The 23,439-nt window shown below is 62.1% G+C and carries 21 protein-coding genes; 6 read left to right on the forward strand and 15 right to left on the reverse strand.

Annotated elements, in window-relative coordinates; genetic code table 11:
- Positions 1 to 95: 95 nt before the first annotated feature.
- From LNV08_RS15045 to argB, 3 genes are all read right to left on the reverse strand, one after another.
- Positions 96 to 770 (reverse strand): response regulator, encoded by a 675-nt coding sequence (locus tag LNV08_RS15045; protein ID WP_263534538.1) that lies wholly within the window; start codon positions 768 to 770, stop codon positions 96 to 98.
- A gap of 88 nt (positions 771 to 858) precedes the next feature.
- The gene (locus tag LNV08_RS15050; RefSeq protein WP_263534539.1) at positions 859 to 1,554 is read right to left on the reverse strand and encodes a pyrimidine 5'-nucleotidase; all 696 of its coding nucleotides are present in this window, start codon (positions 1,552 to 1,554) and stop codon (positions 859 to 861) included.
- Positions 1,555 to 1,771: 217 nt separating this feature from the next.
- Positions 1,772 to 2,689, reverse strand: coding sequence for an acetylglutamate kinase (gene argB, locus LNV08_RS15055; protein ID WP_263534540.1), 918 nt, complete (start codon positions 2,687 to 2,689; stop codon positions 1,772 to 1,774).
- Between the two features lie 142 nt (positions 2,690 to 2,831).
- On the opposite strand from argB, the gene dtd reads away from it, so the two are divergent.
- Positions 2,832 to 3,272, forward strand: coding sequence for a D-aminoacyl-tRNA deacylase (gene dtd, locus LNV08_RS15060; protein ID WP_263534541.1), 441 nt, complete (start codon positions 2,832 to 2,834; stop codon positions 3,270 to 3,272).
- On the opposite strand, the gene htpX is transcribed toward dtd, so the two are convergent.
- Positions 3,269 to 4,153 carry a protease HtpX gene (htpX, locus tag LNV08_RS15065; RefSeq protein ID WP_263534542.1) on the reverse strand — a complete coding sequence of 295 codons (885 nt, stop codon included), beginning with the start codon at positions 4,151 to 4,153 and terminating at the stop codon, positions 3,269 to 3,271. The genes dtd and htpX overlap by 4 nt on opposite strands.
- Before the next feature lie 198 nt (positions 4,154 to 4,351).
- Entirely contained in the window at positions 4,352 to 4,756 is a 405-nt protein-coding gene (locus LNV08_RS15070) for a MerR family transcriptional regulator (RefSeq protein ID WP_263534543.1), read from the reverse strand.
- A gap of 76 nt (positions 4,757 to 4,832) precedes the next feature.
- Here LNV08_RS15070 and LNV08_RS15075 point away from each other — a divergent pair, with 76 nt between their 5' ends.
- Both LNV08_RS15075 and LNV08_RS15080 read left to right on the forward strand, forming a co-directional pair.
- Positions 4,833 to 5,300, forward strand: coding sequence for a (2Fe-2S)-binding protein (locus tag LNV08_RS15075; protein WP_263534544.1), 468 nt, complete (start codon positions 4,833 to 4,835; stop codon positions 5,298 to 5,300).
- Positions 5,297 to 7,546 (forward strand): xanthine dehydrogenase family protein molybdopterin-binding subunit, encoded by a 2,250-nt coding sequence (locus tag LNV08_RS15080; protein WP_263534545.1) that lies wholly within the window; start codon positions 5,297 to 5,299, stop codon positions 7,544 to 7,546. The genes LNV08_RS15075 and LNV08_RS15080 overlap by 4 nt, the downstream gene beginning before the upstream one ends.
- 16 nt (positions 7,547 to 7,562) lie before the next feature.
- Here LNV08_RS15080 and LNV08_RS15085 read toward each other — a convergent pair whose 3' ends face one another.
- The 9 genes from LNV08_RS15085 to LNV08_RS15125 form a co-directional block, all read right to left on the reverse strand.
- Positions 7,563 to 8,711, reverse strand: coding sequence for a YybH family protein (locus tag LNV08_RS15085; protein WP_263534546.1), 1,149 nt, complete (start codon positions 8,709 to 8,711; stop codon positions 7,563 to 7,565).
- 215 nt (positions 8,712 to 8,926) lie between these two features.
- Complete coding sequence (locus LNV08_RS15090; protein WP_263534547.1) at positions 8,927 to 10,201, reverse strand: phenylacetate--CoA ligase family protein; 1,275 nt, start codon at positions 10,199 to 10,201, stop codon at positions 8,927 to 8,929.
- Positions 10,198 to 10,497 carry a hypothetical protein gene (locus LNV08_RS15095; protein WP_263534548.1) on the reverse strand — a complete coding sequence of 100 codons (300 nt, stop codon included), beginning with the start codon at positions 10,495 to 10,497 and terminating at the stop codon, positions 10,198 to 10,200. The genes LNV08_RS15090 and LNV08_RS15095 overlap by 4 nt, the downstream gene beginning before the upstream one ends.
- Positions 10,498 to 10,536: 39 nt before the next feature.
- Positions 10,537 to 11,349, reverse strand: a complete 813-nt coding sequence (locus LNV08_RS15100) for an ABC transporter ATP-binding protein (protein ID WP_263534549.1) — start codon at positions 11,347 to 11,349, stop codon at positions 10,537 to 10,539.
- A gap of 19 nt (positions 11,350 to 11,368) precedes the next feature.
- A complete protein-coding gene (locus LNV08_RS15105; RefSeq protein ID WP_263534550.1) occupies positions 11,369 to 12,673 on the reverse strand; it encodes an ABC transporter substrate-binding protein in 1,305 nt (434 codons plus the stop codon).
- A gap of 63 nt (positions 12,674 to 12,736) precedes the next feature.
- Positions 12,737 to 13,801: a branched-chain amino acid ABC transporter permease gene (locus LNV08_RS15110; RefSeq protein ID WP_263534551.1), complete on the reverse strand. Its 1,065-nt coding sequence runs from the start codon at positions 13,799 to 13,801 to the stop codon at positions 12,737 to 12,739.
- A 101-nt stretch (positions 13,802 to 13,902) separates the two neighbouring features.
- Positions 13,903 to 14,832: a branched-chain amino acid ABC transporter permease gene (locus tag LNV08_RS15115; protein ID WP_263534552.1), complete on the reverse strand. Its 930-nt coding sequence runs from the start codon at positions 14,830 to 14,832 to the stop codon at positions 13,903 to 13,905.
- Positions 14,833 to 14,841: 9 nt separating this feature from the next.
- Positions 14,842 to 15,627 (reverse strand): ABC transporter ATP-binding protein, encoded by a 786-nt coding sequence (locus LNV08_RS15120; RefSeq protein ID WP_263534553.1) that lies wholly within the window; start codon positions 15,625 to 15,627, stop codon positions 14,842 to 14,844.
- 88 nt (positions 15,628 to 15,715) lie between these two features.
- Complete coding sequence (locus LNV08_RS15125; protein WP_263534554.1) at positions 15,716 to 17,662, reverse strand: AMP-dependent synthetase/ligase; 1,947 nt, start codon at positions 17,660 to 17,662, stop codon at positions 15,716 to 15,718.
- A 274-nt stretch (positions 17,663 to 17,936) separates the two neighbouring features.
- Between LNV08_RS15125 and LNV08_RS15130 the strand changes: the two genes are divergently transcribed.
- Positions 17,937 to 18,323 (forward strand): 5-carboxymethyl-2-hydroxymuconate Delta-isomerase, encoded by a 387-nt coding sequence (locus tag LNV08_RS15130; protein WP_263534555.1) that lies wholly within the window; start codon positions 17,937 to 17,939, stop codon positions 18,321 to 18,323.
- Positions 18,324 to 18,359: 36 nt separating this feature from the next.
- Here LNV08_RS15130 and LNV08_RS15135 read toward each other — a convergent pair whose 3' ends face one another.
- Positions 18,360 to 18,986, reverse strand: a complete 627-nt coding sequence (locus tag LNV08_RS15135; RefSeq protein ID WP_263534556.1) for a GNAT family N-acetyltransferase — start codon at positions 18,984 to 18,986, stop codon at positions 18,360 to 18,362.
- 313 nt (positions 18,987 to 19,299) lie between these two features.
- Here LNV08_RS15135 and pepF point away from each other — a divergent pair, with 313 nt between their 5' ends.
- Together pepF and LNV08_RS15145 are read left to right on the forward strand one after the other, a co-directional pair.
- The gene (pepF, locus tag LNV08_RS15140) at positions 19,300 to 21,192 is read left to right on the forward strand and encodes an oligoendopeptidase F (RefSeq protein WP_263534557.1); all 1,893 of its coding nucleotides are present in this window, start codon (positions 19,300 to 19,302) and stop codon (positions 21,190 to 21,192) included.
- Positions 21,193 to 21,393: 201 nt separating this feature from the next.
- Positions 21,394 to 23,403 (forward strand): ATP-binding protein, encoded by a 2,010-nt coding sequence (locus LNV08_RS15145; RefSeq protein ID WP_263534558.1) that lies wholly within the window; start codon positions 21,394 to 21,396, stop codon positions 23,401 to 23,403.
- The last annotated feature ends 36 nt before the right edge of the window (positions 23,404 to 23,439 follow it).

Below are 23,439 nucleotides of genomic sequence, written 5' to 3' on the forward strand. Positions count from 1 at the left end.
AGCGGCTTGGGGTTGTTCGCAAAAATTGTCGCGTCACGAAAGCGCTCGGCCCATGACGGCAGCCGGCGGCCGATTCTGGCACAGCCGCGTGACACTCAATCCCGCAGCCAACCCAGGCGGCGCGCTTCATAGATCGCCTCCACCTTAGAGCGCACATGCAGTTTGCGATAAACCCGTTTGACGTAAGTCATCACCGTGTGCGGAGACACCGCCATAAAGCCGGCGATCTCATCAAAAGTGAAGCCCTTGGCGGCCAGATTCAAAACCTTTGATTCCTGCTCCGACAAGGCCACGGCATCTTCGTCCAAGGACGCCGCTGGCCCAGTACCACGATCCGCATGGGCGGTGGGCGCCAAGCGTTTGAGCAAACGCCGCGCAATCAGGGGGCTGATCGGGCTGCCGCCGCAGCGCAAGCTGCGCAATTGTTCAGGCAGATCGAGCGCCAGGCTGTCCTTGAGCAAATAGCCGCTGGCTCCGGCCTCGATACTGGCCAAGACATGCTGCTCATCGCCAAACACCGAGATCACCATCACCTCGCACTCGGGCCGCGTCTGCGCGGCATGGCGAATCAAATCGATGCCACTGCCGCCAGGCAGATCCAGATCGACCAGCAATACATCCGGCCGGTACTGGTCAAACATCTTGCGGCCCTGCGGCAGATCATGCGCCAGCCCCAGCAAGTTGATGTCGGCCACATGCGCCAGCGAAAGCGCGAAAGCCTCGCGAAAGCGGGCCTGATCTTCAACGACAAGCACGGAGAAAACACTCATGAGCGCTTCACGATTTGAGTTTGCAAACGAGTAAACGGACGTTGTACGGTACCGCAAGGTTAGGCGCAGCGCCTCGTCCATGCAGGCCTCAAACTGGGGGGATGGTCAGCAAGGCACCGAGCCGGTTAATGCGCCTATCCACATAGACCGGCCTGCGGCGCAAGCCCTTGTGCGCCTCCGGGCCGAGTGGATTGTTGCGGGAGCGATGCAGCCAGCGCTGCATCCAGACCGTGCGCATGCCCACCCGACGGGCGGCCTTTTGATGCACCAGCGTGTCTTCCACCAGCACACAGTCCCCTGCCCGAAGCTGCAGCCCAGCCAGCAAGTGGCGGAACATGCGCGCATCGGGCTTGGGGCGTAACTGGCCAAACATACGCATTTGCTCGAAGGCGATCACACCCTCAAAACAATGCGAAATTCCCAGCACGGCCAATACCCGTTCGGCATAGGCCAAAGGCGCATTGGTCAACAAGAATTTGCGCCCGGGCAGACGCTTGAGTGCCGCCAGATCATGAGCATGGCCGTGCAGCAAGGCGTCCACGCCCGGCAATTGATGGGTGTGGTGCAAAAAATGTGCCGGCTGCACGCCGTGGTGACGCACCAAACCCAATAGCGTCGCGCCGTAACGATGCCAGTACAACGCGCGCAGGCGGTTGGCCTCATCGCGCGGCACGCCGACATGGGTTTCGATGTAATCGGTCATCGCCACATTGAGCGCCCGGAAGACATGAGCGGACGCGTTATGCAGCGTGTTGTCGAGATCGAAGAACCAGACTGGGGTCATTGGAACCCCTCGCTCAAGGAGTACCTTGATCGGTCCCCCGAGGGGACGGCGATGCTTGCCGGTTCGACCGGCAAGCACATCGCCACGCGGGCCGGCTCGGCGGGCTGAGGCCGGACACGAACAGTCCCTGCGGACTGTTCGTGCCTGCCGAAGGCCAAGGGCCTCTGGCCCTTGGCGGCCCAGCGCTCAGCCCAAAATGCCGGAGACACTCGTAGTCTCAGTGAGACCGAATCATGGTTCCATAGGCTTGGTCACTCAATATCTCCAGCAACATCGCATGCGGCACGCGGCCGTCGATGATGTGGACCGCATTGACGCCGCTCCGGGCCGCTTCCAGTGCCGAGGCGATTTTGGGCAGCATGCCGCCCGACAGCGTGCCGTCGGCAAACAACTCGTCGATCTCACGCGCGCTCAGGTCGGTCAGCAAATTGCCGGCCTTGTCCAGCACGCCGGGCGTGTTGGTCAAGAGCACCAGCTTTTCCGCCTTGAGGATTTCGGCCAACTTGCCGGCCACCACATCGGCATTGATGTTGTAGCTCTCGTTGTGCTCGCCAAAACCGATCGGGCTGATGACGGGAATAAATTGGTCGTCCTGCAGCGCCTTGACCACGCTCGGGTCGATGCTGACGATGTCGCCGACCTGGCCGATATCGTGTTCTTTGGCCGGGTCATCCTTGTCCAGCATCTTGAGCTTCTTGGCGCGGATCATGCCGCCGTCGCGGCCCGTTAGGCCCACGGCCTTGCCGCCGGCCACATTGATCAGGCCGACGATGTCTTGCTGCACTTGGCCGGCCAAGACCCACTCCACCACTTCCATGGTTTCTTCGTCGGTGACGCGCATGCCTTGGATGAAATGGCCCTTCTTGCCGAGGCGAGTCAGGGCACCTTCGATCTGCGGGCCACCGCCATGTACGACCACCGGGTTCAGGCCGACCAACTTCAAAAGCACCACATCCTCGGCGAAGTCCTGCTGCAGGGCCGGGTCGGTCATCGCGTTGCCGCCGTATTTGATGACGATGGTCTTGCCATGAAATTTGCGGATATAGGGCAGCGCCTGCGAGAGGATCTCGGCCTTTTCGCGCGGAGCGATATGGGAGACATCGGTGCTGTGGGCCGAGCTGGCTTCGTTCTTCATGGCTGATCCAGACAAAAACAAGGGTGTGAAGTCACAAATTCTGGCGGGATTGTAGGGTGCGTCTGGCGCTGAAGCTCGGGCTTGCGGACACAATTCGAGCCGCTGCACAGGCGGCATTTCATCTGCCAAAGAAGGAAGAATTTTGATCGCGATTTTGCAAAGAGTGCGCCACGCCGAGGTCGAAGTCGCCGGGCAAATCATGGGGGCCATTGGCCCCGGCCTGCTGATGCTGGTCTGCGCCGAGCCGGGCGACAGCGAGGCGCAGGCCGAGAAACTGATCAACAAGGTTTTGAAGCTGCGCATCTTCGGCGATGCAGCCGGAAAAATGAATCTGAGCCTGCAGGACGTGGGGGGCGGCCTCTTGATCGTCTCTCAATTCACGCTGGCGGCCGACTGCAGCGGCGGCAATCGGCCCAGCTTCACCGGCGCAGCCAGGCCCGAAGCGGGCCAGCGCCTATATGACCATTGCCTCAACTATGCCCGCGGCCTGCACCCGGTGGTGGCCGGCGGTGAATTCGGCGCCGATATGCAAGTGAGCCTGCTGAACGACGGACCGGTGACGATTCCGCTGCGAGTCAATTAGCCAGCGTTTGTTGCCTGCTGGAGCCGCGCAATGCGCTGCTCCATCGGCGGGTGGCTGGAGAACAGCGCCATCAGGCCGCTGGGCCGTGCGCTGATACCCATCGCCTGCATGGACTTGGGCATCTCGCCGGGGTCCAGCCCACCCAGCCGGGCCAAGGCATTCATCATCGGCTGCTTACGGCCCATCAATTGCGCCGCACCGGCATCGGCCCTGAATTCACGCTGACGTGAGAACCAGGCGACGATCATTGCCGCCACCACGCCCAGCACGATGTCCATCACGATGGTGGTGATGAAGTAGCCCATGCCAGGCCCGTCGTTCTGATTGCGCAACACAAATTTATCGACCAGATAGCCAATCACGCGCGAGATGAAGACCACAAAGGTATTCATAACGCCTTGAATCAAGGCCATGGTGACCATATCGCCATTGGCCACATGGGCGATCTCATGGCCGAGAACGGCTTCCACCTCTTCTCGCGTCATCGACTGCAGCAGGCCGGTCGACACCGCCACCAAGGCCGAGTTCTTGAATGCGCCGGTCGCAAATGCATTCGGCGGGCCCTCGTAAATGCCCACCTCGGGCATCTTGATGCCGGCCTTGGCAGAGAAGCGCTCCACGGTCGTCACCAACCACATATGGGTCGTGTCGCCGGAGTCGTTGATGAGTTTGACGCCGGCGGTCCACTTGGCCATCGGCTTGCTGATCAGCAGCGAAATAAAGGCGCCGCCAAAACCCATCACCAGCGCGAAGCCCAAGAGGCTGGTGAGGTTGAGGCCGTTGGCCGTGAGGAAACGGTTCAGGCCCAAGAGGTGAACGGCCAAGCCCAACACCAGCATGACGCCAAGATTGGTCAACAAAAACAGGGCAATGCGTTTCATGAACGGCCTTTTTACAAAATTTCCGGCTTATTGCCGAGGGGACTTAAACACTTTCGGTGACAAACTGAGGCTCCGACTGCCATGGCCAAGGCAAGTCCCCCCGGGCCTCCCATGTTGAGGCCCGGGGGGACTTGAATAAAGCAGCCAATCCAAGAGCTTGCTTCCTCTTTTTACGAACAAGCCTCTTGTCAGCCGTGTTCAAACAGTCTGCGCAACCAAAGGCGTGCCTGCGCCGAGTTCCAAACAGCGGCCTTGCTGCCATTGCGCCTGCAACTGCTGCATCAGCACCTCGGTCTCTTGCCGCTGCGTCGCCAAGGTGTTCTGCATGGCATCGATTTCACTCAAACGCTCTTGCAAGCTTTGCATTACCAAATCATGCGGCATCTCGCGCCCTTGATGGCCGGCCAGGCGACGCAAAGTGTCCAGCGAAAAACCCAGGCGCTGCGCGGTCTGAATCACCAGCAAGCGCTGCAAGGTTTCTTCGTCATAACTGCGATAGCCATTGGCGCCGCGCTTGGCCGGCGGCAACAAACCGCTGGATTCATAGAACCGAATCGCCGACGTGGCCATCCCGGTGCGCTGCGCCAAATCTCCAATCTTCATTACATTTAGCCCCTGCCCGAACGTTCAAAAAAAATTGCTTGACCTTCAAGTCGGCTTGAAGCTTAGCATGGCGACCATGAACACAAACCTCACCATCAACGGCCAGCGCCACAGCTTGGATATTGAACCCGAGACCCCGCTGCTGTGGGTGCTGCGCGACGAGTTGGGCCTGACTGGAACCAAGTTCGGCTGCGGCGTCGCCAGCTGCGGTGCCTGCACGGTCGAGGTAGACGGCGTAGCAACCCGCTCTTGTGTAATGCCCATCATGGCGCTGGAAGGCAAGAGCATACGAACCATCGAGGCCGAACCCGACCGCATCACCGCCGCCTTGCAAGCGGCCTGGATTGAACAGCAAGTCCCCCAATGCGGCTACTGTCAGAGCGGCATGATCATGGCTGCAGCCAGCTTGCTGCGAGCTAAACCCCGGCCTACAGACGCCGACATCGACGCCAACATCAGCAATATCTGCCGCTGCGGCACCTACCAGCGCATTCGAGCGGGCATACATCTCGCCGCAGCTCAGCTGAACGGAGCTTCAGCATGAAGCGCCGTGGTTTTTTGATCGCCGGCGGCCTGCTGGGCGGCGGCGTTTTGTTGGGCGTGAGCCTGACGACACCGCCCTCGGCCCGCTCGCGCCTGGGCGACAAGCACAGTTTCCCCACCAGCGGCGAGCAAGTCGCGCTGAACGGCTGGGTCAAGATCATGCCGGACGGTCGCGTCATCGTCGCCTCGCCGCGCGCCGAGATGGGCCAAGGCGTGCACACCGCTTTGGCGATGCTGGTCGCCGAGGAGATGGACGCCGACTGGGCCAGCGTCAGCACCGAGCAGGCGCCTGTCGCCCAAATCTATGCCAACACCGCGCTGCTGCTCAATGTGCTGCCCTTCGCCAGCGATGATGACAGCCTGCTGGCTCGCATCGCGCGTCGCTCCGTACAAAAAGTCGGTTATGCGCTGAGTCTGCAAGTCACCGGTGGCTCCTCCAGCGTACGCGATGCCTGGGCCCCGATGCGCTTGGCCGGCGCGACGGCCAGAGCGATGCTGGTCGACGCCGCCGCGCAAGCCTGGGGCGTGGCAGCCGAGACTTGCAGCGTGCGGGCCGGCGTGGTCAGCCATCCGCCCAGCGGCCGCAGCATCGGCTTTGGCGAGTTGGCGGCTGCCACAGCAAAAATTGCACCGCGCAGCGATGTGAAGCTCAAAGACCCCAGCGAATTCCGCCTGATCGGCAAGCCCACCGCGCGCACCGACATCCCGGCCAAGGTCAATGGCAGTGCCGAGTTCGGCATCGACGTCAAACCCGTTGGCCTGCTGTTTGCCGCGATTCGCCAATGCCCGGTCTTGGGCGGCAAGGTCTTGCGCTTTGATGCGAGTGCGGCCAAGGCCGCGCGCGGCGTAGCGGACGCTTTTGTGATTCAAGACCAAGCCGTGGTCGTCGTGGCCGACCGCTATTGGCGCGCCAAGTCCGCGCTGGAGGCTCAGAACGTCGAATGGGACGAAGGCCCCAACGCCAAGCTAGCCTCGGCGCAGATCAGCGCTCAGTTGCAAGCCGCATTGACCGGCAGTGACACTGGCAGCGGTTTTCGCAGCCAAGGCGATGCCGACAAGGCCTTGAGCCAAGCCTCGCGCAAATTGGAGGCGACTTACTCGGCGCCATTCTTGGCCCATGCGGCGATGGAGCCGATCAACTGCACCGCCCAGTTCAAGGACGGGCATTTGACCGTCTGGTGCGGCACCCAAGTCGCGTCGCTGGCACGTTGGCGCGCCGCCAAGATTGCCGGCCTGGACAGCGAACAGGTGACGCTGCATGTGCCGCTCTTGGGCGGCGGCTTCGGCCGCCGGCTGGAGCTCGACATGATCGAGCAGGCGGTGCTGATCGCGATGCGAACAAAGGGTCAGCCGGTCAAGCTGATCTGGTCGCGTGAAGAAGACATGCAGCACGATATGTACCGCCCAGCCGCGATGGCCAGCTTCGCCGCCGCGCTGGACGAGCAGGGCCAAGCCCTTGCCTGGCTGAATCGGGTAGCTGCGCCCTCGATAGGCCTGTCCACCACCGAACGTCTGCTACCCGCCTTTGCCGCGGACTCGCCGGACAAAAACCAGATCGAAGGCGCGTTTGACCTGCCCTACGCAATTCCTCACTTGAGCGTGCGCCAACTGCGCGTGAAGACCCCTGTGCCGGTGGGCTCCTGGCGCAGCGTCGGCCACTCCTACAACGCCTTCTTCACCGAAGGCTTCATCGATGAGCTGGCCCATGCGGCCGGCAAGGGCCCGCTTGAATACCGCCGCGTCCTGCTGGCCGAAAAGCCCCGCCACCGCGCGGTGCTGGAGTTAGCTGCCGCCAAGGCCGGCTGGGGCCAAGCCTTGCCCGCCGGCCGAGCACTCGGCATTGCCGTGCATGAAAGCTTTGGATCCTGGTGCGCCCAGGTCGCCGAAGTGTCCGTGCAAGACGGCCAGCCGCGCGTGCACCGGTTCGTCTGCGCGATCGACTGCGGCGTGGTCGTCAACCCCGACACGGTGGAGGCGCAGATGCAAAGTGCGATCGTCTACGGCCTGTCGGCCGCCTTGTTCGGCGAGATCACCATCAAGAACGGCCGCATCGAGCAGAGCAACTTCCCCAGCTATGAAGTTATTCGGATAGCGCAGATGCCGGTGATCGAGGTCCACATCATGCCGAGCAGCGCGCCTCCGGGCGGCGTCGGCGAGCCGGGCACCCCGCCTATCGCTCCGGCAGTCGCGAACGCCTTGTTCGCGCTGACCGGCCAGCGCCTGCGCCGGCTGCCGCTGAAGCTCTAAGAGGCCGTATGGCCTGTCAGTTGGAGTTTTCGCTGGTGATTTGCCAATCGCCGGCTTTGCCCTTGATCAGCGCCAAGGTCTTGTCGTTCTTCATTTTCAAGGCGTCGGCGCGGTAGTCTTGCTTGAAGCTCGCGGTGGCGGTGTTGCCCTCAAGCTTGACCTGCACATCGCTGAGCACCACCGAAATTTCCTTCTTGCTGGAAATACGCGCAACCCGGTCCGCTTCCCAGGCCTTGCGGCTGGCGGCCTTGCCCTTGAAATCGGGGGCGTAGGCGGCGAAATAGGCAAACATATCGCGCTTGCTCCAGGCCGCAGCCCAGGCGTCAACCGCTGTTCGAACTGCTTGGCTGTCGCTGGCCGAGGTGTCGACCTTGGCCGTAGCGGCCGCTGCCGCCGGCTTGGCCGCTGCAGCAAGGGCAGGAGCAGGGGCTGTGGCGGGTTGGGCCGCTTTGCTTGTGCTACTGGCGTTGGTCGTGCTGGGCGTGTTGGCAGCAACCTTGGCGGGCTGACCCGACAGGCTGGACAGCACGGCCGAAGTGAGCGGATCAGCAGGCTTCGCAGATTCAGCGCTGGCTTTTGCCGCCACTGCCGCAGCAGCAGGTGCAGCAGGGCTCTTGGCAGGAGCAGGGGCAGGCGCCGCAGCGACGGCTGCAGGGCTAGGTGCGGGAGTCGGTTTTGCCGCTGGCGGGCTGGTACGAGCCGGCGCGCCGGGCTCGAAGACATTCTGGACTGCCGCGATTTTCAGCGGCAGTGCCAGGTCATTCTTGTCCAGTGACAGCGATTTGGCATAGGCTTTTTCGGCCAGGCGCGCATGGATGTCGCCCAGGTTTTGATAGGCGGTGGCGTAGTCGGGGTTGGCCCTGACCGCTTGCTCCAACGATTGCCTGGCCTTTTCATAGTCGCCCTGGTTGGCGTAGAGCACGGCCAGATTGTTGTAAGGGCCAGGCATCTCCGGGTTGCTCGCGACCAACTTCTTGAACACCTCGATCGCCTCGGGGTTGCGCCCCAGCAGGGACAGGGCGATTCCGCGCTGCAAGCGCAGGCGCGCGTCGCCAGGTTTAGCCTTGAGCAAGTCGTCCGCCTTCTTCAAACCCTCGGCAACCTTGCCGCCGGCCAACATCGCCTGCACATCGGCCACATCATCGGCACGCGCCGAAGCCGACATGCCCAGAGCCAAAGCGCAAGCGAGGCAGATCGGCCCCAAGCTAGGCCAAGACAATGACTTTGGTGCGATCCGAGCTGTTGACATGTGCGTGGCCTTGAATAGAAAGAAAGTGCGAGAAATGGGATGACTTGGCGCGCCACCTTGACGGCGGCGAGCCGCACTATAACGAAGCCGAAAGCCTGCCGAGCGGGGCAAGTGCTGCCAGCCCAAGCAGATTAGGCATAAATGCGCGCATCCTCAATAACCCGCCCATCGTTGGGCAGGCTGCCGAGCGCCAGCAACTGCACTTCGGCACGCAGCTTGGTGACTTCGCGCACCACTGCGGCGATGCGTTCACACAGGCCCTCCTCATCGGCGCCGGCCGCAGACTCGATTCTCAAGCTCATGCGGTCTTGCGCCATCTCACCCTCGACAAGCAAGCGCGCACGCCCCAGGGCAGGAAAGCGCTGCATGATTTCGGCCACCTGGGCCGCGTGCACAAACATGCCGCGCACCTTGACCGACTGATCGGCGCGGCCCATCCAGCCTCGGATGCGGGTGTTGCTGCGCCCGGTTGGGCACAGGCCCGGCAGCACCGCGGACAGGTCCCCGGTACCAAAACGTATCAAGGGGTAGTCGGGATTCAAGCTGGTCAACACCAACTCGCCCACCTCCCCGTCCGGCAAGGGCTCGCCCGTGCCCGGCCTCACGATCTCGACAATCAAGCCCTCGGCCAGCACCAAGCCCTCGCGCGCAGCGGTTTCATAGGCAATCAAACCCAGATCGGCGCTGGCGAGGCATTGAAAAGCAGCCACCCCGCGCTCGGCAAACCAATCGCGCAGCGAGGGCGGCAGCGCCTCGCCGCTGAGCAGCGCGGTCTTCAAGGCGCCGACATCCAAGCCCATGGCGGCCGCCTTCTCCAGCAGGATGCGCAGAAAGCTCGGCGTGCCAGCAAAGGCTTTTGGCCGCAAATCGGCAATGGCCTGCAGTTGCAACTCGGTATTGCCAACGCCACCCGGGAAGACGGTGCAGCCCAGCGCGTGCGCGCCGCCCTCCATCATTGAGCCGGCTGGCGTCAGGTGGTAGCTGAAGCTGTTGTGCAGCAAGTCACCGCTGCGCAAGCCGGCCGCAAACAGCGCCCGCGCGGCGCGCCAATAGTCGCTGGCCTCGCCTTCAGGCTCATAGACGCCGCCGGGCGACTGGAAGACCCGCCGGGCGCCGCGCCGCAGCCCCCAAGCAATCGTTGCATAGCCTCCAAATGGATCGCTTGCGCGCAGGCGCTGCTGCCGCGCTAACAGCTCGGCCTTGCGGGTAACGGGCAGCTGCGCCAGCGCTGCCCGGCTGTTGATGCCGCGCGCGTCCAGACCGGCAAACAGCTCCGAATATGCACCCGCCTGGGCCTGGGCATGCGCGATCTGCTGCGGCAGCGCCGCCATCAGGGCGCGCTCGCGCTCGGCCGGATCAAGGCACTCCTTGGCGTCGAAGAACAGGCCCGACTGCACGCTGCTCATGGGGTTTCGTCCGTCCAGCGCGCCAGGCGGCGCTTGATTTCGTCTTGCAGCGCCCGCGCCTCGCTGCTGTTCTTGCAGTCCCGCAAGTCCCAGTCCGGGCTGCGCGCCGGACGCTTGGCCAAGCGGGCATGCAGGATCGAGTCAGCCACGCTCAGCTCCAGCACGACCTGACCCTGCAGGCTGAACTGGTTGTTGCGCTCGCTCAGCGAGCGGCTGTCGCGCAGCGCTCGCTTGAGTTGTTGCAGCGCCTCGTCCGGCTTGAAGGCCGGTGGGGCAAAAAATTGTTCGTCGTTCATACAGTCCAGTCCCTACCTTGCCTGCTGCCCAGCCGTGCCTCAGGCCAACCAGCGCTTGCGGCGCTTATAGCTTTTGACATCCTTGAAGCTCTTCCTATCTCCGCCGCCCATGCCCAGGTAGAACTCCTTGACGTCCTCGTTCTCGCTCAACAGCGAGGCTGCGCCGTCCATCACCACGCGGCCGTTCTCCAGGATGTAACCATAGTCGGCATAACGCAAAGCCATATGAGTGTTTTGCTCGGCCAATAAAAATGTCACGCCCTCGCGCTGGTTGAGGTCTTTGACGATCTCGAACACCTCCAGGGCAATCTGCGGGGCCAGCCCCATAGAAGGCTCGTCAAGCAAGACCATCTTGGGCTTGGCCATCAAAGCGCGGCCAATTGCGCACATCTGCTGCTCGCCGCCCGAGGTGTAAGCGGCTTGGGTGGCCCGGCGGTCTCTCAGCCTTGGAAAGTAGTTGTAGACCTTCTCCAAGGTCGCCGCCACCGCCGCCTTGCCGTCGCGGCGGGTGTAGGCGCCGGTCAGCAGGTTTTCCTCGATGCTGAGGTGGGCAAAGCAGTGGCGCCCCTCCATCACCTGGATCACGCCGCGCCCGACCAAGTCGGCCGTCGAGAGCTTGTCGATGCGCTCGCCACGCAGCTCGATAGACCCTTTGGTGACGGCGCCGCGCTCGCCGGCCAGCAAATTGGAGACGGCCCGCAGCGTCGTGGTTTTGCCGGCGCCGTTGCCACCCAGCAAAGCCACGACCGAGCCTTCTCTGACCTGCAGCGACACGCCCTTGAGCACCAAGATCACATGGTTGTAGATGACCTCGATGCCGTTAACGTTCAGCAAGATGTCCGAATTGCTCACGCTAAGCCCCCGTTCGCTATCAAGACTGGCAGTCTTCGGGTGTTCTGCGCGTGAGCTTTTTGTCCGCCGCGTATTTGTCGGCGGTCGCCCTGACCATGGGCTTGATCAGGCTGTCGTCGGCCTGATACCAGTCGGAGCTGAATTTCCATTGCTTGCCGTCCCAGCTGTGCACGCGCGCCCAGCTTGAACCCATGTGATCGACACAAGAGGTCGACACCGGCCGCATCACACCGGCCAGGCCCAGTGCGTCGAGCTTTTTCTGGTCCAGGGCCAGATTCTCCAGGCCCCAACGGACCTGCTCGCCGTCCATATGCTTGCCCTTGCCGAAGCGTTCTTGCGCACGCTTGACGCCCTCCACGCCAAGCATCGCCGACAGCAGGCCACGCATATAGAGCACCTGCCCGACTTCCTCCTTAGGCCCTGTGCCCTGCCCCTTGGCGTGCAGCTCCTTGAGCACATCCTGCACAACCTTGGCATTCGGCTCGGCGCCATGCTGGATGGTGACCGCGCTATAGCCCTTGGCGCCGTCACCGACATCCTTGACATCGGGCTCGGCGCCGGCCCACCAGACGCCATACATCTTCTCGCGCGGGTAGCCGGTCGCCTGCGCCTCCTTCAAGGCGGTCGAGTTCATCACGCCCCAGCCCCACAGCAAGGTGTAGTCGGGCTTGCTCTGGCGCACCTGCAGCCAAGTGGCTTTTTGCTCAACCCCGGGTGCGGTCACGGGCAGCAGTTGCAGCTCGAAACCATGCATCTTGGCGCGCTCCTGCAGCAGCGGGATAGGCTCTTTGCCGTAGGGGCTGTCGTGATAGACCAGTGCGATCTTCTTGCCCTTGAGCTTGTCCCAGCCGCCTTCCTTCTTGGCGATGTGCTGCAGCAGCACATCGGCCGCCACCCAGTAGGTGCCCAAGAGCGGGAAGTTCCATTTGAAAACGCCGCCATCGGCCGACTCGCTGCGGCCATAGCCGGCGGTGATCAAGGGGATTTTGTCGCCGGGCGCTTTCTCGGTCAGCGCGAAAGTGGCGCCAGTGGAGAGCGGCTGGAACAAGGTAGCACCCTTGCCCTTCAAGCGCTCATAGCATTCGACCGAGCGGTCGGTGGCGTAGCCGGTTTCGCATTCCTCAAACGTGATCTTGACGCCGTTCATGCCGCCGCGCGCATTGACCAGCTTCAGATAGTCCACATAGCCGTTGGCCCAAGGCGTGCCATTGGGCGCGTAGGCGCCGGTGCGGTAGACCAGCACCGGGAAAAATTGCTCGGTGGCGGCCAAGGCAGGCAGGCCAAGCAGCAAGCTGGTAACAAAAGCAATCGATTTCAGTTTCATGTTTTTCGTCTCCGTGATTACAAGGGCTGATCAATGAAAATTCAATGCGGCATCAATGAGGAATCAATGAGGAAAGGGCCACAGGCGCAACTTCTCTTTGGCGGTGGACCACAGGCGCGCGATACCGTGTGGTTCAACAATCAGGAAGAACACAATCAATGCGCCGAAGATCATGAACTCCAGATGAGAGGCGGTCTCGGTCTGCATCGGGATGCCGAACCAATGCGGGATCTGCCCCAAGACGATGGGCAAGATGATGATGAAGGCGGCGCCAAAAAAGCTGCCCATCACCGAACCCAGGCCGCCAATGATGACCATGAACAAGAGCTGAAACGAGCGGTCGATCGAGAATGCCGCCGGCTCCCAGCTGCTCAGGTGCACAAAGCCCCACAAGGCGCCAGCCACGCCGACGATGAAGCTGCTGACGGCGAAGGCGCTCAGCTTGGCGTACACAGGCCGTATGCCGATCACCGCGGCGGCCACGTCCATATCGCGCATCGCCATCCATTCCCGGCCAATCGCGGACCGCACCAGGTTCTTGGTCAAGAGCGCAAAGACCAGCACAAAGCCCAGACAGAACAAATACTTTTGCACCGGCGACTCGATGCTACAACCCAGCAATTGCAGGCCGGACACCGACACATTGCCGGACGGCGAGTCATTCGTGAACCACTTGATGCGCAAAAACGCCCAGTCGCAAAAAAACTGCGCCGCCAGCGTTGCCACCGCCAGATACAGGCCTTTGATGCGCAGCGAGGGAATGCCGAACAGCACGCCGACCAAGGTGGAACACAGCCCGCCCAGGAGCAGCGAAGCAATCAAGGGCATGCCCTCGATGCGCACATGAAAGTTATAGGCCGCATAAGCCCCGACCGCCATGAAGGCGCCGGTGCCCAAGGAGATTTGCCCGCAATAGCCAACCAGCACATTCAGCCCCAAGGCCGCCAGCGACAGAATCAAAAAAGGAATCAAGATGGCGCGGAACAAATACTCGGACGCAAACAGCGGCACACCAACGAGGGCGATCAGCAAGAGCAAGGCCATAGCGATCTGGTCCTGCCGAATCGGGAAGATCTGGCCGTCGGCGCGATAGCTGGTTTTGAACTGGCCGTTTTCTCTGTAGAACATGTATTTATTTAACCTCGATGATCTTCTGACTCCGGCCGCTCACTGCGTTCGCTTAACTTTGCCGCGCAAAGTTAGCCTGCGCCGAAAGATCATTGACCGCGCTACACGCGGTCAATGATCTTCTCGCCGAACATCCCCTGTGGCCTGAACAGCAAGAACAGCAGCGCCAGCACATAGGCAAACCAGATCTCGATGCCGCCGCCCAGCAGCGGGCCGATATAGACCTCGCTCAGCTTCTCGCCCACCCCGATCACCAAGCCGCCGATGATGGCGCCGGGCACCGAGGTCAGCCCGCCCAGAATCACCACCGGCAAGGCCTTCAGCGCCACCAGCGAGAGCGAAAACTGCACGCCTAGCTTACTGCCCCAGATGACCCCGGCCACCAGGGCCACAAAGCCGGCCACGCTCCAGACGATGACCCAGATGGTGGACAGCGGAATGCCTATCGACTGCGCCGCCTGATGATCATCGGCCACCGCGCGCAAGGCGCGGCCGGTCGCCGTCTTCTGGAAAAACAGCGCCAGCAGGGCCACCATCAAGGCAGCGATCAAGGCGGCATAAAGATCTTCCTTATTGACCAGCAGCCCGCCCTCGAAAGTCTTCTCAAACAAGAAAATCGGGTCCTTGGGCATGCCGACATCGATCTTGTAGATATCCGAGCCAAACAACGATTGACCCAGGCCTTCGAGGAAATAGGTCACCCCCAAGGTCGCCATCAAGAGCGTGATGCCCTCTTGATTGACCAGATGGCGCAGTACCAGGCGCTCAATGCCCCAGGCCAAGCCAATCATCAGCAGGAAGGCCAGGCCAAAAGCCAGCGCATTGACAGCAACGGGGTGGCTGAGGCCCGTGAGCCCGGGAACCCATTCGGCAAAACGCGCCATCGCCAGGGCGGCGAACAGCACCATCGCCCCTTGGGCGAAATTGAACACGCCGCTGGCCTTGTAGATCAAGACAAAACCCAAGGCGATCAGCGAATAAAGCATGCCGGTCATCAGGCCGCCGAAGAGTATTTCAAGAAATGCACCCATCGGTCGCTTTCAGTGGCTGGTGCCGAGATAGGCACTGATGACGTCTTCATTACGTCTTACTTCAGCGGGCGTGCCGTCGCCAATCTTCTTGCCGTAATCCAAGACCACGACACGGTCAGAAATGTCCATCACCACGCCCATATCGTGCTCGATCAACACAATCGTGCAGCCGAACTCGTCATTGACGTCGAGGATGAAGCGGCACATATCCTGCTTCTCCTCGACATTCATGCCAGCCATAGGCTCGTCCAAGAGCAAAACCTGCGGCTCCATCGCCAAGGCACGCCCCAGGTCGACACGTTTTTGCAGGCCGTAAGAGAGCCGCCCAACAGGCGTCTTGCGGTAGGCCTGAATCTCCAGAAAGTCGATGATGCGTTCGACCTTTTCGCGCTGCTCGTTCTCCTCGCGCTCGGCCGCCCCCCATCTGAGCGCCTGCCAGAGCAGATTGCGCTTCATGTGCAGGCTGCGCCCGGTCATGATGTTGTCCAGCACGCTCATGCCCTTGAACAGGGCCAGATTCTGAAAGGTGCGCGCCACGCCCATCTCGGCCACCTGGCGTGAATTCATATGCTTGAAATGCTGGCCGCGCAAGGTAATTTCGCCTTGCTGCGGCTGATAGACGCCGTTGATGCAGTTCAGCATCGAGCTTTTTCCCGCGCCGTTGGGGCCGATGATGGCGCGGATTTCATGCTCGCGCACATCAAAGCTGATGTCGGTAAGCGCCTTCACGCCGCCGAAGGCGAGCGAGATGTTCTTGACCTCGAGGATGATGTCGCCGATCTTCTTGCTGCTCATATCAACGTCCGCCGGGCCGCCCCAAGGGCGTTGAGCGCCCCCTCGGGAGGCTGAGAAGCGGCGAAGCCGCAAACGTGGGGGCAAACATTCAGGCGGCCCTCCCGACCGAGGCGAATGTCTTCGCATCGACGATCTTCAAATCGGCCGATATCGAGCCACTGCGCCCATCCTCAAACTTGACTGCGGTCTCAATGAACTGCGATCGGCGTCCGTCATACAGCGCCGAAATCAAAACCGCATATTTCTCGGCAATCGCGCTGCGCTTGACCTTGCGGGTGCGGGTCAACTCGCCGTCATCGGCATCCAGCTCCTTGTGCAAAATCAGCAAGCGCGCTATTTGGCTGCCGGCCAAGGCGACGTCCTCGGCCAAATCGGCATTGACCTGCTCCACGCAGCCTCTGATCAACTCATAGACCTCGGGTTTTTGCGCCAGATCGGTGTAGCCGGCATAGGCCAGATTGCGCCGCTCGGCCCAGTTGCCGACCGCCTCGAAGTCGATATTGATAAAGGCGCAGACGCTGGCACGCTGGTCTCCAAAGGCCACCGCCTCCTTGATGAAGGGGAAGAACTTCAGCTTGTTCTCCACATATTTGGGCGCAAACAGGGCGCCGTCAAACGGGCCACCGGCCATGCGACCGACATCTTTGGCGCGGTCAATGATCTTCAGATGGCCATGGCCGTCGATGAAGCCGGCGTCACCGGTGTGATACCAGCCCTCGGGCGTCAAGGCCTCGGCCGTGGCGGCCGGATTTTTGTAATAGCCGCTGAACAGGCCGGCCGACTTGACCAGGATCTCGCCGCCCTCGGCGACCTTGATTTCAACCCCATCGATAGGCACGCCGACCGTGTCGGCGCGGGCCTGATGATCGGGCTGCAGGCAGACGAAAACCGCCGTCTCGGTCGAACCGTAGAGTTGCTTCAAATTGATGCCGATGGCACGGTAGAAGCTGAACAAGTCCGGCCCTATCGCCTCGCCGGCCGTATAGGCCACCCGCACCCGTGAGAAACCCAGGCTGTTGCGCAGCGGGCCGTAAATGGCCAGATTGCCCAATGCGTATTTGCAGCGATCCACGAGACCTACGGCCTGGCCGTCCATCAAGCTGGGGCCAACCCGCCGCGCCAGGCGCATGCAGCGCTCGAACAAATAGCGTTTGAGCCGGCTCGCGTCTTCCATCCTGATCGATACGCTGGTCAAGAGGCCCTCGAAGACGCGCGGCGGCGCGAAGTAGTAGCTCGGGCCGATTTCCTTCAGGTCTATGGTCACCGTGCTAGCCGACTCGGGCGCATTGACCACATAGCCGCAGACCAACCACTGCGCGTAGCTGAAGATGTTTTGGCCTATCCAGGCCGGCGGCAAATAGGCCAGGACCTCTTCGCTTGATGTCAGTTTGTCAAAGCGCGCGCCGGCCTGTGCCCGGTCGATCAGGCTCAGATGGGTGTGGACGACGCCCTTGGGGTTGCCGGTTGTGCCCGAAGTAAAGAACATCGCGGCGCTGTCGCCGGGCTGCGTGGCCGCCACCTGCTCGGCAAAGAAGTTGGGACGCTCTTTGGCATGTTCGCGGCCGGCCGCACAAAGCTGATCCAAGGACGCCAGGCCGGGCTCCACATAGCTGCGCAGGCCGCGCGGCTTGTCGTACCAGATGCAACGCAGCTGCGGGCATTGTTCGCGCAGCTCCAGCATCTTGTCGACCTGCTCCTGGTCCTCGACCACGGCATAAGCAATTTCGGCGTTAGCCAACGGGAACACAAATTCGGCGGCGACCGCGTCGGAGTACAGCGGCACCGGGATCGCCCCCAGGACTTGCGCGGCCAAGACGACTGCGGACAAGCGCGGCCGGTTCTCGCCCACCAGCGCAATATGGTCGCCCCGGCGCAAGCCGGCCGCCGCCAGACCATGCGCCAACTCAGCGACCAAGGCCTCAAGCTGACGCCAGCTGAGCGTTTGCCAGATGCCGTACTCCTTCTCGCGCAGCGCCGGCGCTTGCGGGCGCTGCGCGGCATGCTCGATCAAGAGCCGGGGGAAAGTCGTCGCCACGGTGCTGGGCCTCCTTGTGAAACGGGGCGCCCAAGTTTGGGGCGCTGTGTTCATCAATCAGGCACTATCCTAGTTCGCTGCGGGCACAGCTTTGCCTCTACAGAGCAAGGGACTTCCCTGCCGCGTAGTTTCCCTAATCCCTTTGCGCCTCTGGGTGCTTGACAAGCATTCCCCCTGCGCTGGCGCAAGCGCCCTGGCGCGCAATCGATGAAAATCCGCAGCTTGCCGCCAGCGCGTTCACCCCGAGCCGCTGCCGCATCGATTGAAAGTCACCATGCCCCACCTGACCCTCGAATACACCAGCAACCTCCCCCTGTTCAAGGCCGCTGACGCGCTATTGGCGCTCAACAAGCTGCTGCTGAACAGTGGCGAATTCGAGGCGCTAGACATCAAGAGTCGAGCCATTCGCCTGGACACCTATTTGGTCGGCACGCATGTCAGCAACCACCCAGACAACGAGGCCTTTGTGCATGTCAAGCTGGCCTTGCTGAGCGGGCGCTCGGCGCAGCTCAAGCAAACCCTCTCGGCCGGCCTGCTGCAGGTCTTGGAACAAGCCTGTGCTTGGCCCAAGACCCAGTCGGTGCAGCTCTGCGTGGAGCTGCAAGACATTGAGCGCGCGAGTTATGCAAAGTCCACCGGCCTGGGGGCGGCCGAGCTTTAAGCAGGCGCGGGGCTGAGAGCCTCGCCTCGGCCCCGCTCAAGCACCAAACGGTGTGGGCTGGGGCTGCACCTTGGGCAGGCCGGCAAAGCGCGCGGCGCTGAGTTCGTAGACCAGGCTGGGTGGCTGGCCCGGCACATCGGCCAGCGCGCTTTTCAACAGCATGCCCAGGCGCTCCAGCGTCTTGCGCGAGGGCGTGTTGGCCGGCAACACGACGGCCAGCACATGGGCTTGCTGGAGGGCGTCAAAACTCAGGCTCAAGGCCTTCAAGGCCATCTCGGAGGCGAAGCCCTGGCCCCAAGCTTGCGGGCGGAAGCGGAAATACAGATAGGGGCCGTTGACGCCATCGACCGTCTTGTGCATCACGCCACCAAAGCCGAGCACGACATCGGGCTGCTCGCGCGCGCTGATCACCCAATAGCCAAAACCATTCGCCTGCCAATGATCAAGCCAGCCCTGCAACAAAACCTGCGCTTCGTCGCGCCCCACCAAGGTGGCGCTGGCGCTGCAGCGGGTGCAGACCGGATCGGCGTGCAACTCGAACACGGCCTCCAGATCGTCGGCCCTTGGCGGGCGCAGCAAGAGGCGCGAAGTGGCGGCGGCCCCGAAGGCGGCAAAAGCCACTGCTGGCGCCGAGGCCGCCTCAAAATCTTCTGTCAACGCCATCTAAGCTCGCCTTCGAATCAACGACCAGGAATGAAGAACTGGTGAAAACCCTAAGATTACCCCAGCCCAAGACTTCCGCGCCCCGGATCGCCGGATTTACCCCCCTCATCTGCAGGGTGGCTGCGGCATGGACACAACAATGCACCAAGGGCGACAGACCCGCCTCTGTCACCCGAAACCCGGCGCTGCTACCGACCCCGCCGCGCAGGCATGACGAAAGCCTGCACGGCACGGGCACTGCACAATGGCGGCCGTTGCCGGCCGCAAGCTGGCCCCCACATCATCAAAACCGCCACAAGCGAAGAGACAGTCCATGAAATTAAGCGCTATTGCCCTGGCCTCCGCCACCCTGCTGCTGCTCAGCAACGCACAAGCAGCCAGCACCCCCAGCAAGCCCGTCACCAGCAGCGCCAAGGCGCCCAGCACAGCCAGTGCGCAGCAGTGGGACTTGACCCAGCTCTACGCCGACGACGCCACATGGGAGGCCGAGCGCCAGGCCATCGCAGCCGAGTTCCCCAAGCTCAAGGCGCTGGCCGGCACGCTGGGCGAAAGCGCACAGAGCCTGCTCAAGGGCCTGGATTTGATGTCAGCGATGCAACGCCGTCTGTCACGCCTGCAGTCCTACGCCAGCATGAAGGCCGACGAGGACACCCAAATCACCGCCAATCAAGCGCGCAGCCAACTCGGCGACCAGATCTACAACCAGTATGGCGAGGCCGTCTCCTTCGTCAACGCCGAGGTGGCCGCGATGGGCCGCGCCAAGGTCGAGGGCTTCATTGCTGCCGAGCCAGGCCTGGCCAAGCACCGGCAGTCGCTGCAAACCATCTTGCGCATGGCCGAGCACACCTTGAGCCCCAAGGAGGAAGCACTGCTGGCCGCTGCCAGCGAAACGCTGCAGCAGCCGGGCCAGATCTACACCTTGCTGACCAATGCCGATCTGCCTTGGCCCAAGATCAAGATCCGTGGCAAAGACGTGGCGCTGGATCAGGAACAGTACACCGCTTACCGCTCCGACCCGGACCCGAAGGTGCGCAAGCAGGTCTTCGACGCCTTCTGGCCGGTCTACAAAAACTATGAGCGCACGCTGGGCGCCGTCTATGCAGCCAATTTGCGCGGCACGGTCTTCAACGCCAAGGCTCGCAACTACCCCAGCAGCGTGGCGATGGCGCAGGCCGAGTACAACATTCCCGAAGCCGTCTACCTGACCCTGGTGCAAGAGGCCAATGCTGGCCTACCCACCTTGCACCGTTACCTCAAGCTGCGCAGCAAGGTCTTGAGCCTCAAACAAGCCGGCTACCAGGACATGTATGTACCGCTGGCCAAGCCCGCCGGGGCCTACACCCAGGCCGAGGCCGAGGCTTTGACCTTGGCCGCGCTGAAGCCGCTGGGCGAGGACTACACGCAAAAACTCGGCGCCGCGTTCAAGCAAAACTGGATGCACTCGCTGCCACAGCGCGGCAAGCGCTCGGGCGCCTATATGAACGGCGCCGCCTACGATGTGCACCCCTATCTCTTGATGAGCTACAACGGCGACTACAACAGCGTCTCGACGCTGGCGCATGAGTGGGGCCACGCGATGCACACGGTCTACTCGAACTCGCAGCCCTATGAAACTTCGGGTTACGCGACCTTCATCGCCGAGATCCCGTCCACCGCCAATGAGCTGCTGCTGGCCGATTACATGGTGGCCAACGCCAAGACCCGCGACGAGAAGATCTTTGCGCTCAGCCAGCAACTCGAGAACCTGCGCGCCACCTTCTTCCGCCAGGCCATGTTTGCCGAGTTCGAACTGGCCGCCCATGCAGCGGTCGAAAAGGGCGAGCCCGTCACCGGCGAGAGCCTCAGCAAGATTTACCTGGATCTGCTCAAGCGCTACCACGGTGACGCCCAGGGCGTGGTCAAGATCGACGATATCTATGGCATCGAGTGGGCCTATATCCCGCACTTTTACCGTGATTTCTATGTCTACCAATACGCCACCTGCATCAGCGCCGGGGCCTTCTTTGCGGAAGGCATTGCCAAGGGAGACACCGCCATGCTGGAGCGTTACTTCACCCTGCTCAAGGCCGGCAAATCCGCCGACCCCTATCCGCTGACCCGCGCGGCCGGCCTGGACTTGGCCACGCCGGAACCTTACCGTGCGCTGGTGCGGCGCATGAACCTCGCGATGGATCAGCTGGAAGGTTTGCTGGCGACCAAGTCCTGAGCGCTCACAGGCGCAGGAAACGAGGCGGGCGACAAGCACAAAAGCGTCGCCCGCCTCTAGGAGCGCCCTGCCGAACGGTTTGACGAACTGCTATCCTTTCGCTCAGGGTGATAGGGTGCTCACCTCTAAGAATTTCTCGCATCCAACATTTGTTGCGTGAGCATGGCAGACCAAACCGACAGGACGGCCGAAGTTCTCTCTATGGGCAACAGTCCCGACATCGCTGCGACCCTCTCCCGCCTCGATTTCTACCTCGACAGCAGCGACCGCGCGCAAGTGGCGCGCTTGCTGCAGGACTTGCGGCTGCGCAATGACCTGAGCCCGGGCGATTTGATCAGCCTGAGCAGCCGTGAACTGCGCAACAGCATGCCGCACGGCGTCACACAAGACATGGTCGATCAAGCATTTGCCTTGGTGGACCGCGCCGAGCAGCTGTGCCTGACACAAGCTGAACAACGGCCGCTGGCCGATGCGCTGACCTGTCTCGCCCGCTTTCAGAGCAAATCACATCTGAGCGCGCTGGCGCTGGCCTCGCTGGGCCGAGCCGAAGCCATTTTTGAAGCGCTGCAGGATGCGGAGAACCTGTTTCGCTGCCTCAATCTGGCGGCCAAGATCCTGCATGACACCGAGATGTACCAGCAGGCCGTCGACAAGCTGGAACCCTGGGCGCATGACGCGCAGCGCCTGGCTGCATTAAGCACCGAGCAACGCTACAGCCTGCTGGTCAATTTGGCGGCCGCCTATTCCTTTTTGGACCGACCGCTTGACGCCACCTACTGGCAGGAAATCCTCTATGCGGAGGCGCTGACGCTGGCCCAGCCGGCCCGGCTGTTCCGCGACGCGGTCAATCTGGCCAACCAGCGCCTGTGGGTCGGGCGTCTGGATGAAGCGCGGCAACTGCTGGCGGTGGCCGAAGCCACGCACAACGCTCACCCCATCAACAAAGAACAAGAAACCTTCCTTTTGCAAAACCACGCCCTGGTCGCCTGGAAATCGGGCCAGCATGCGCAGGCGATTGAGCTATTCCGGCAGGCCAGAGACTCGGCCCGCAGTCATTCGCAATGGCCCATCCTGGGGCGCGCCTTGCGCCGCCGGGCCGAATGCGCTGAGGAAGCAGGCCTGTGGGAAGAAGCCCTGGCCGCCCGCAAAGAGCAGATGGAGTTGCAACAGTCACAACTGGCCGCCATGCGGCTGAACAATAGCAACAGCCTGCTGGGCATGTTGGGCCACGCCCGCACCCAGGCTCAGAACGAATACCTGCGCAAACAGGGCAATCAGTTGGAGTTGGAACTGGCCGAGCGCAACCACGAACTCAAACGCAGCCTGCTGCGCCTGCAAGACGAGATCGAAATACGCCGCCAAGCCGAAGCAGAGCTGAAAGCCGCGCGCGACGCGCTGGAGCTCAAAGTCGAGGAACGCAGCCGAGAATTGGAGCATGCGATGCGCTTGCTGCTGGAGCGCGAAAAACAGGCTGCGCTGAGCTATCTGGTGGCCGGCGTGGCGCATGAGCTCAATACGCCCATCGGTAACGCGATCCTGGCCACCAGCACCATGAGCGACAGCCTGAGAGCGAATGTGCAGGCTTTTGATGAGAACCGCATGCGCCGCCAAGACTTGACGCAGATGCACCGGGCCATGGGAGAAGGCCTGGACATTGCCGGGCGCAGCTTGCACCGGGCGGGCGACTTGATCCAGCGCTTCAAGGCGCTGGCGATCGAACAATCGAGCCAGCAAGTGCTGACATTCAATCCGCTGCAGGTGATTGAAAACACGCTGGCTGTGATGGCGCCGGCCCTGCGCGCCGGCCAGGTTGAGGTCGATGCCCAGGGTTTGCAAGCCGTGAGCTTGTGCAGTGACCCCGGCGCGCTCGGCCAAGTACTGGCTCAGCTGATCGAAAACAGCCTGCTGCACGGATTTCAGGATCAAGCGCCACCGTGCCGCTTGACCCTTTCCTGCACCGTTGATAATGGAAATTATGTCTTGCGCATCGAGGACAATGGCCGCGGCATAGCAGCCGAGCATCTCGACCATGTGTTCGACCCCTTCTTCACCACGCGGCTCGGCCAGGGTTCTTCAGGCCTGGGGCTGCATGCGGCATACCGCTTGGTCACGCAGAGCTTGGGCGGCGAGATCAAGATTCTCAGCAGCGCCGGAGCAGGTTGTCGGGTCGAGCTAAAACTGCCCCTCCATATCCATCATCCCGCCGGCTGACTCCTGCCGCTGAGACACCGCCTGGCGTCACCAGGA

This window comes from Paucibacter sp. TC2R-5 (assembly GCF_025717605.1).
Classification (GTDB): domain Bacteria; phylum Pseudomonadota; class Gammaproteobacteria; order Burkholderiales; family Burkholderiaceae_C; genus Paucibacter_A; species Paucibacter_A albus.

What these genes read in the sequence shown, in the direction of transcription:
- LNV08_RS15045 (WP_263534538.1), bottom strand. Translation starts at nt 770, where the DNA reads ATGAGTGTTTTCTCCGTGCTTGTCGTTGAAGATCAGGCCCGCTTTCGC.
- LNV08_RS15050 (WP_263534539.1), bottom strand. Translation starts at nt 1,554, where the DNA reads ATGACCCCAGTCTGGTTCTTCGATCTCGACAACACGCTGCATAACGCG.
- argB (WP_263534540.1), bottom strand. Translation starts at nt 2,689, where the DNA reads ATGAAGAACGAAGCCAGCTCGGCCCACAGCACCGATGTCTCCCATATC.
- htpX (WP_263534542.1), bottom strand. Translation starts at nt 4,153, where the DNA reads ATGAAACGCATTGCCCTGTTTTTGTTGACCAATCTTGGCGTCATGCTG.
- LNV08_RS15070 (WP_263534543.1), bottom strand. Translation starts at nt 4,756, where the DNA reads ATGAAGATTGGAGATTTGGCGCAGCGCACCGGGATGGCCACGTCGGCG.
- LNV08_RS15075 (WP_263534544.1), top strand. Translation starts at nt 4,833, where the DNA reads ATGAACACAAACCTCACCATCAACGGCCAGCGCCACAGCTTGGATATT.
- LNV08_RS15080 (WP_263534545.1), top strand. Translation starts at nt 5,297, where the DNA reads ATGAAGCGCCGTGGTTTTTTGATCGCCGGCGGCCTGCTGGGCGGCGGC.
- LNV08_RS15085 (WP_263534546.1), bottom strand. Translation starts at nt 8,711, where the DNA reads ATGTCGGCTTCGGCGCGTGCCGATGATGTGGCCGATGTGCAGGCGATG.
- LNV08_RS15090 (WP_263534547.1), bottom strand. Translation starts at nt 10,201, where the DNA reads ATGAGCAGCGTGCAGTCGGGCCTGTTCTTCGACGCCAAGGAGTGCCTT.
- LNV08_RS15095 (WP_263534548.1), bottom strand. Translation starts at nt 10,497, where the DNA reads ATGAACGACGAACAATTTTTTGCCCCACCGGCCTTCAAGCCGGACGAG.
- LNV08_RS15105 (WP_263534550.1), bottom strand. Translation starts at nt 12,673, where the DNA reads ATGAAACTGAAATCGATTGCTTTTGTTACCAGCTTGCTGCTTGGCCTG.
- LNV08_RS15110 (WP_263534551.1), bottom strand. Translation starts at nt 13,801, where the DNA reads ATGTTCTACAGAGAAAACGGCCAGTTCAAAACCAGCTATCGCGCCGAC.
- LNV08_RS15115 (WP_263534552.1), bottom strand. Translation starts at nt 14,832, where the DNA reads ATGGGTGCATTTCTTGAAATACTCTTCGGCGGCCTGATGACCGGCATG.
- LNV08_RS15120 (WP_263534553.1), bottom strand. Translation starts at nt 15,627, where the DNA reads ATGAGCAGCAAGAAGATCGGCGACATCATCCTCGAGGTCAAGAACATC.
- LNV08_RS15130 (WP_263534555.1), top strand. Translation starts at nt 17,937, where the DNA reads ATGCCCCACCTGACCCTCGAATACACCAGCAACCTCCCCCTGTTCAAG.
- LNV08_RS15135 (WP_263534556.1), bottom strand. Translation starts at nt 18,986, where the DNA reads ATGGCGTTGACAGAAGATTTTGAGGCGGCCTCGGCGCCAGCAGTGGCT.
- pepF (WP_263534557.1), top strand. Translation starts at nt 19,300, where the DNA reads ATGAAATTAAGCGCTATTGCCCTGGCCTCCGCCACCCTGCTGCTGCTC.
- LNV08_RS15145 (WP_263534558.1), top strand. Translation starts at nt 21,394, where the DNA reads ATGGGCAACAGTCCCGACATCGCTGCGACCCTCTCCCGCCTCGATTTC.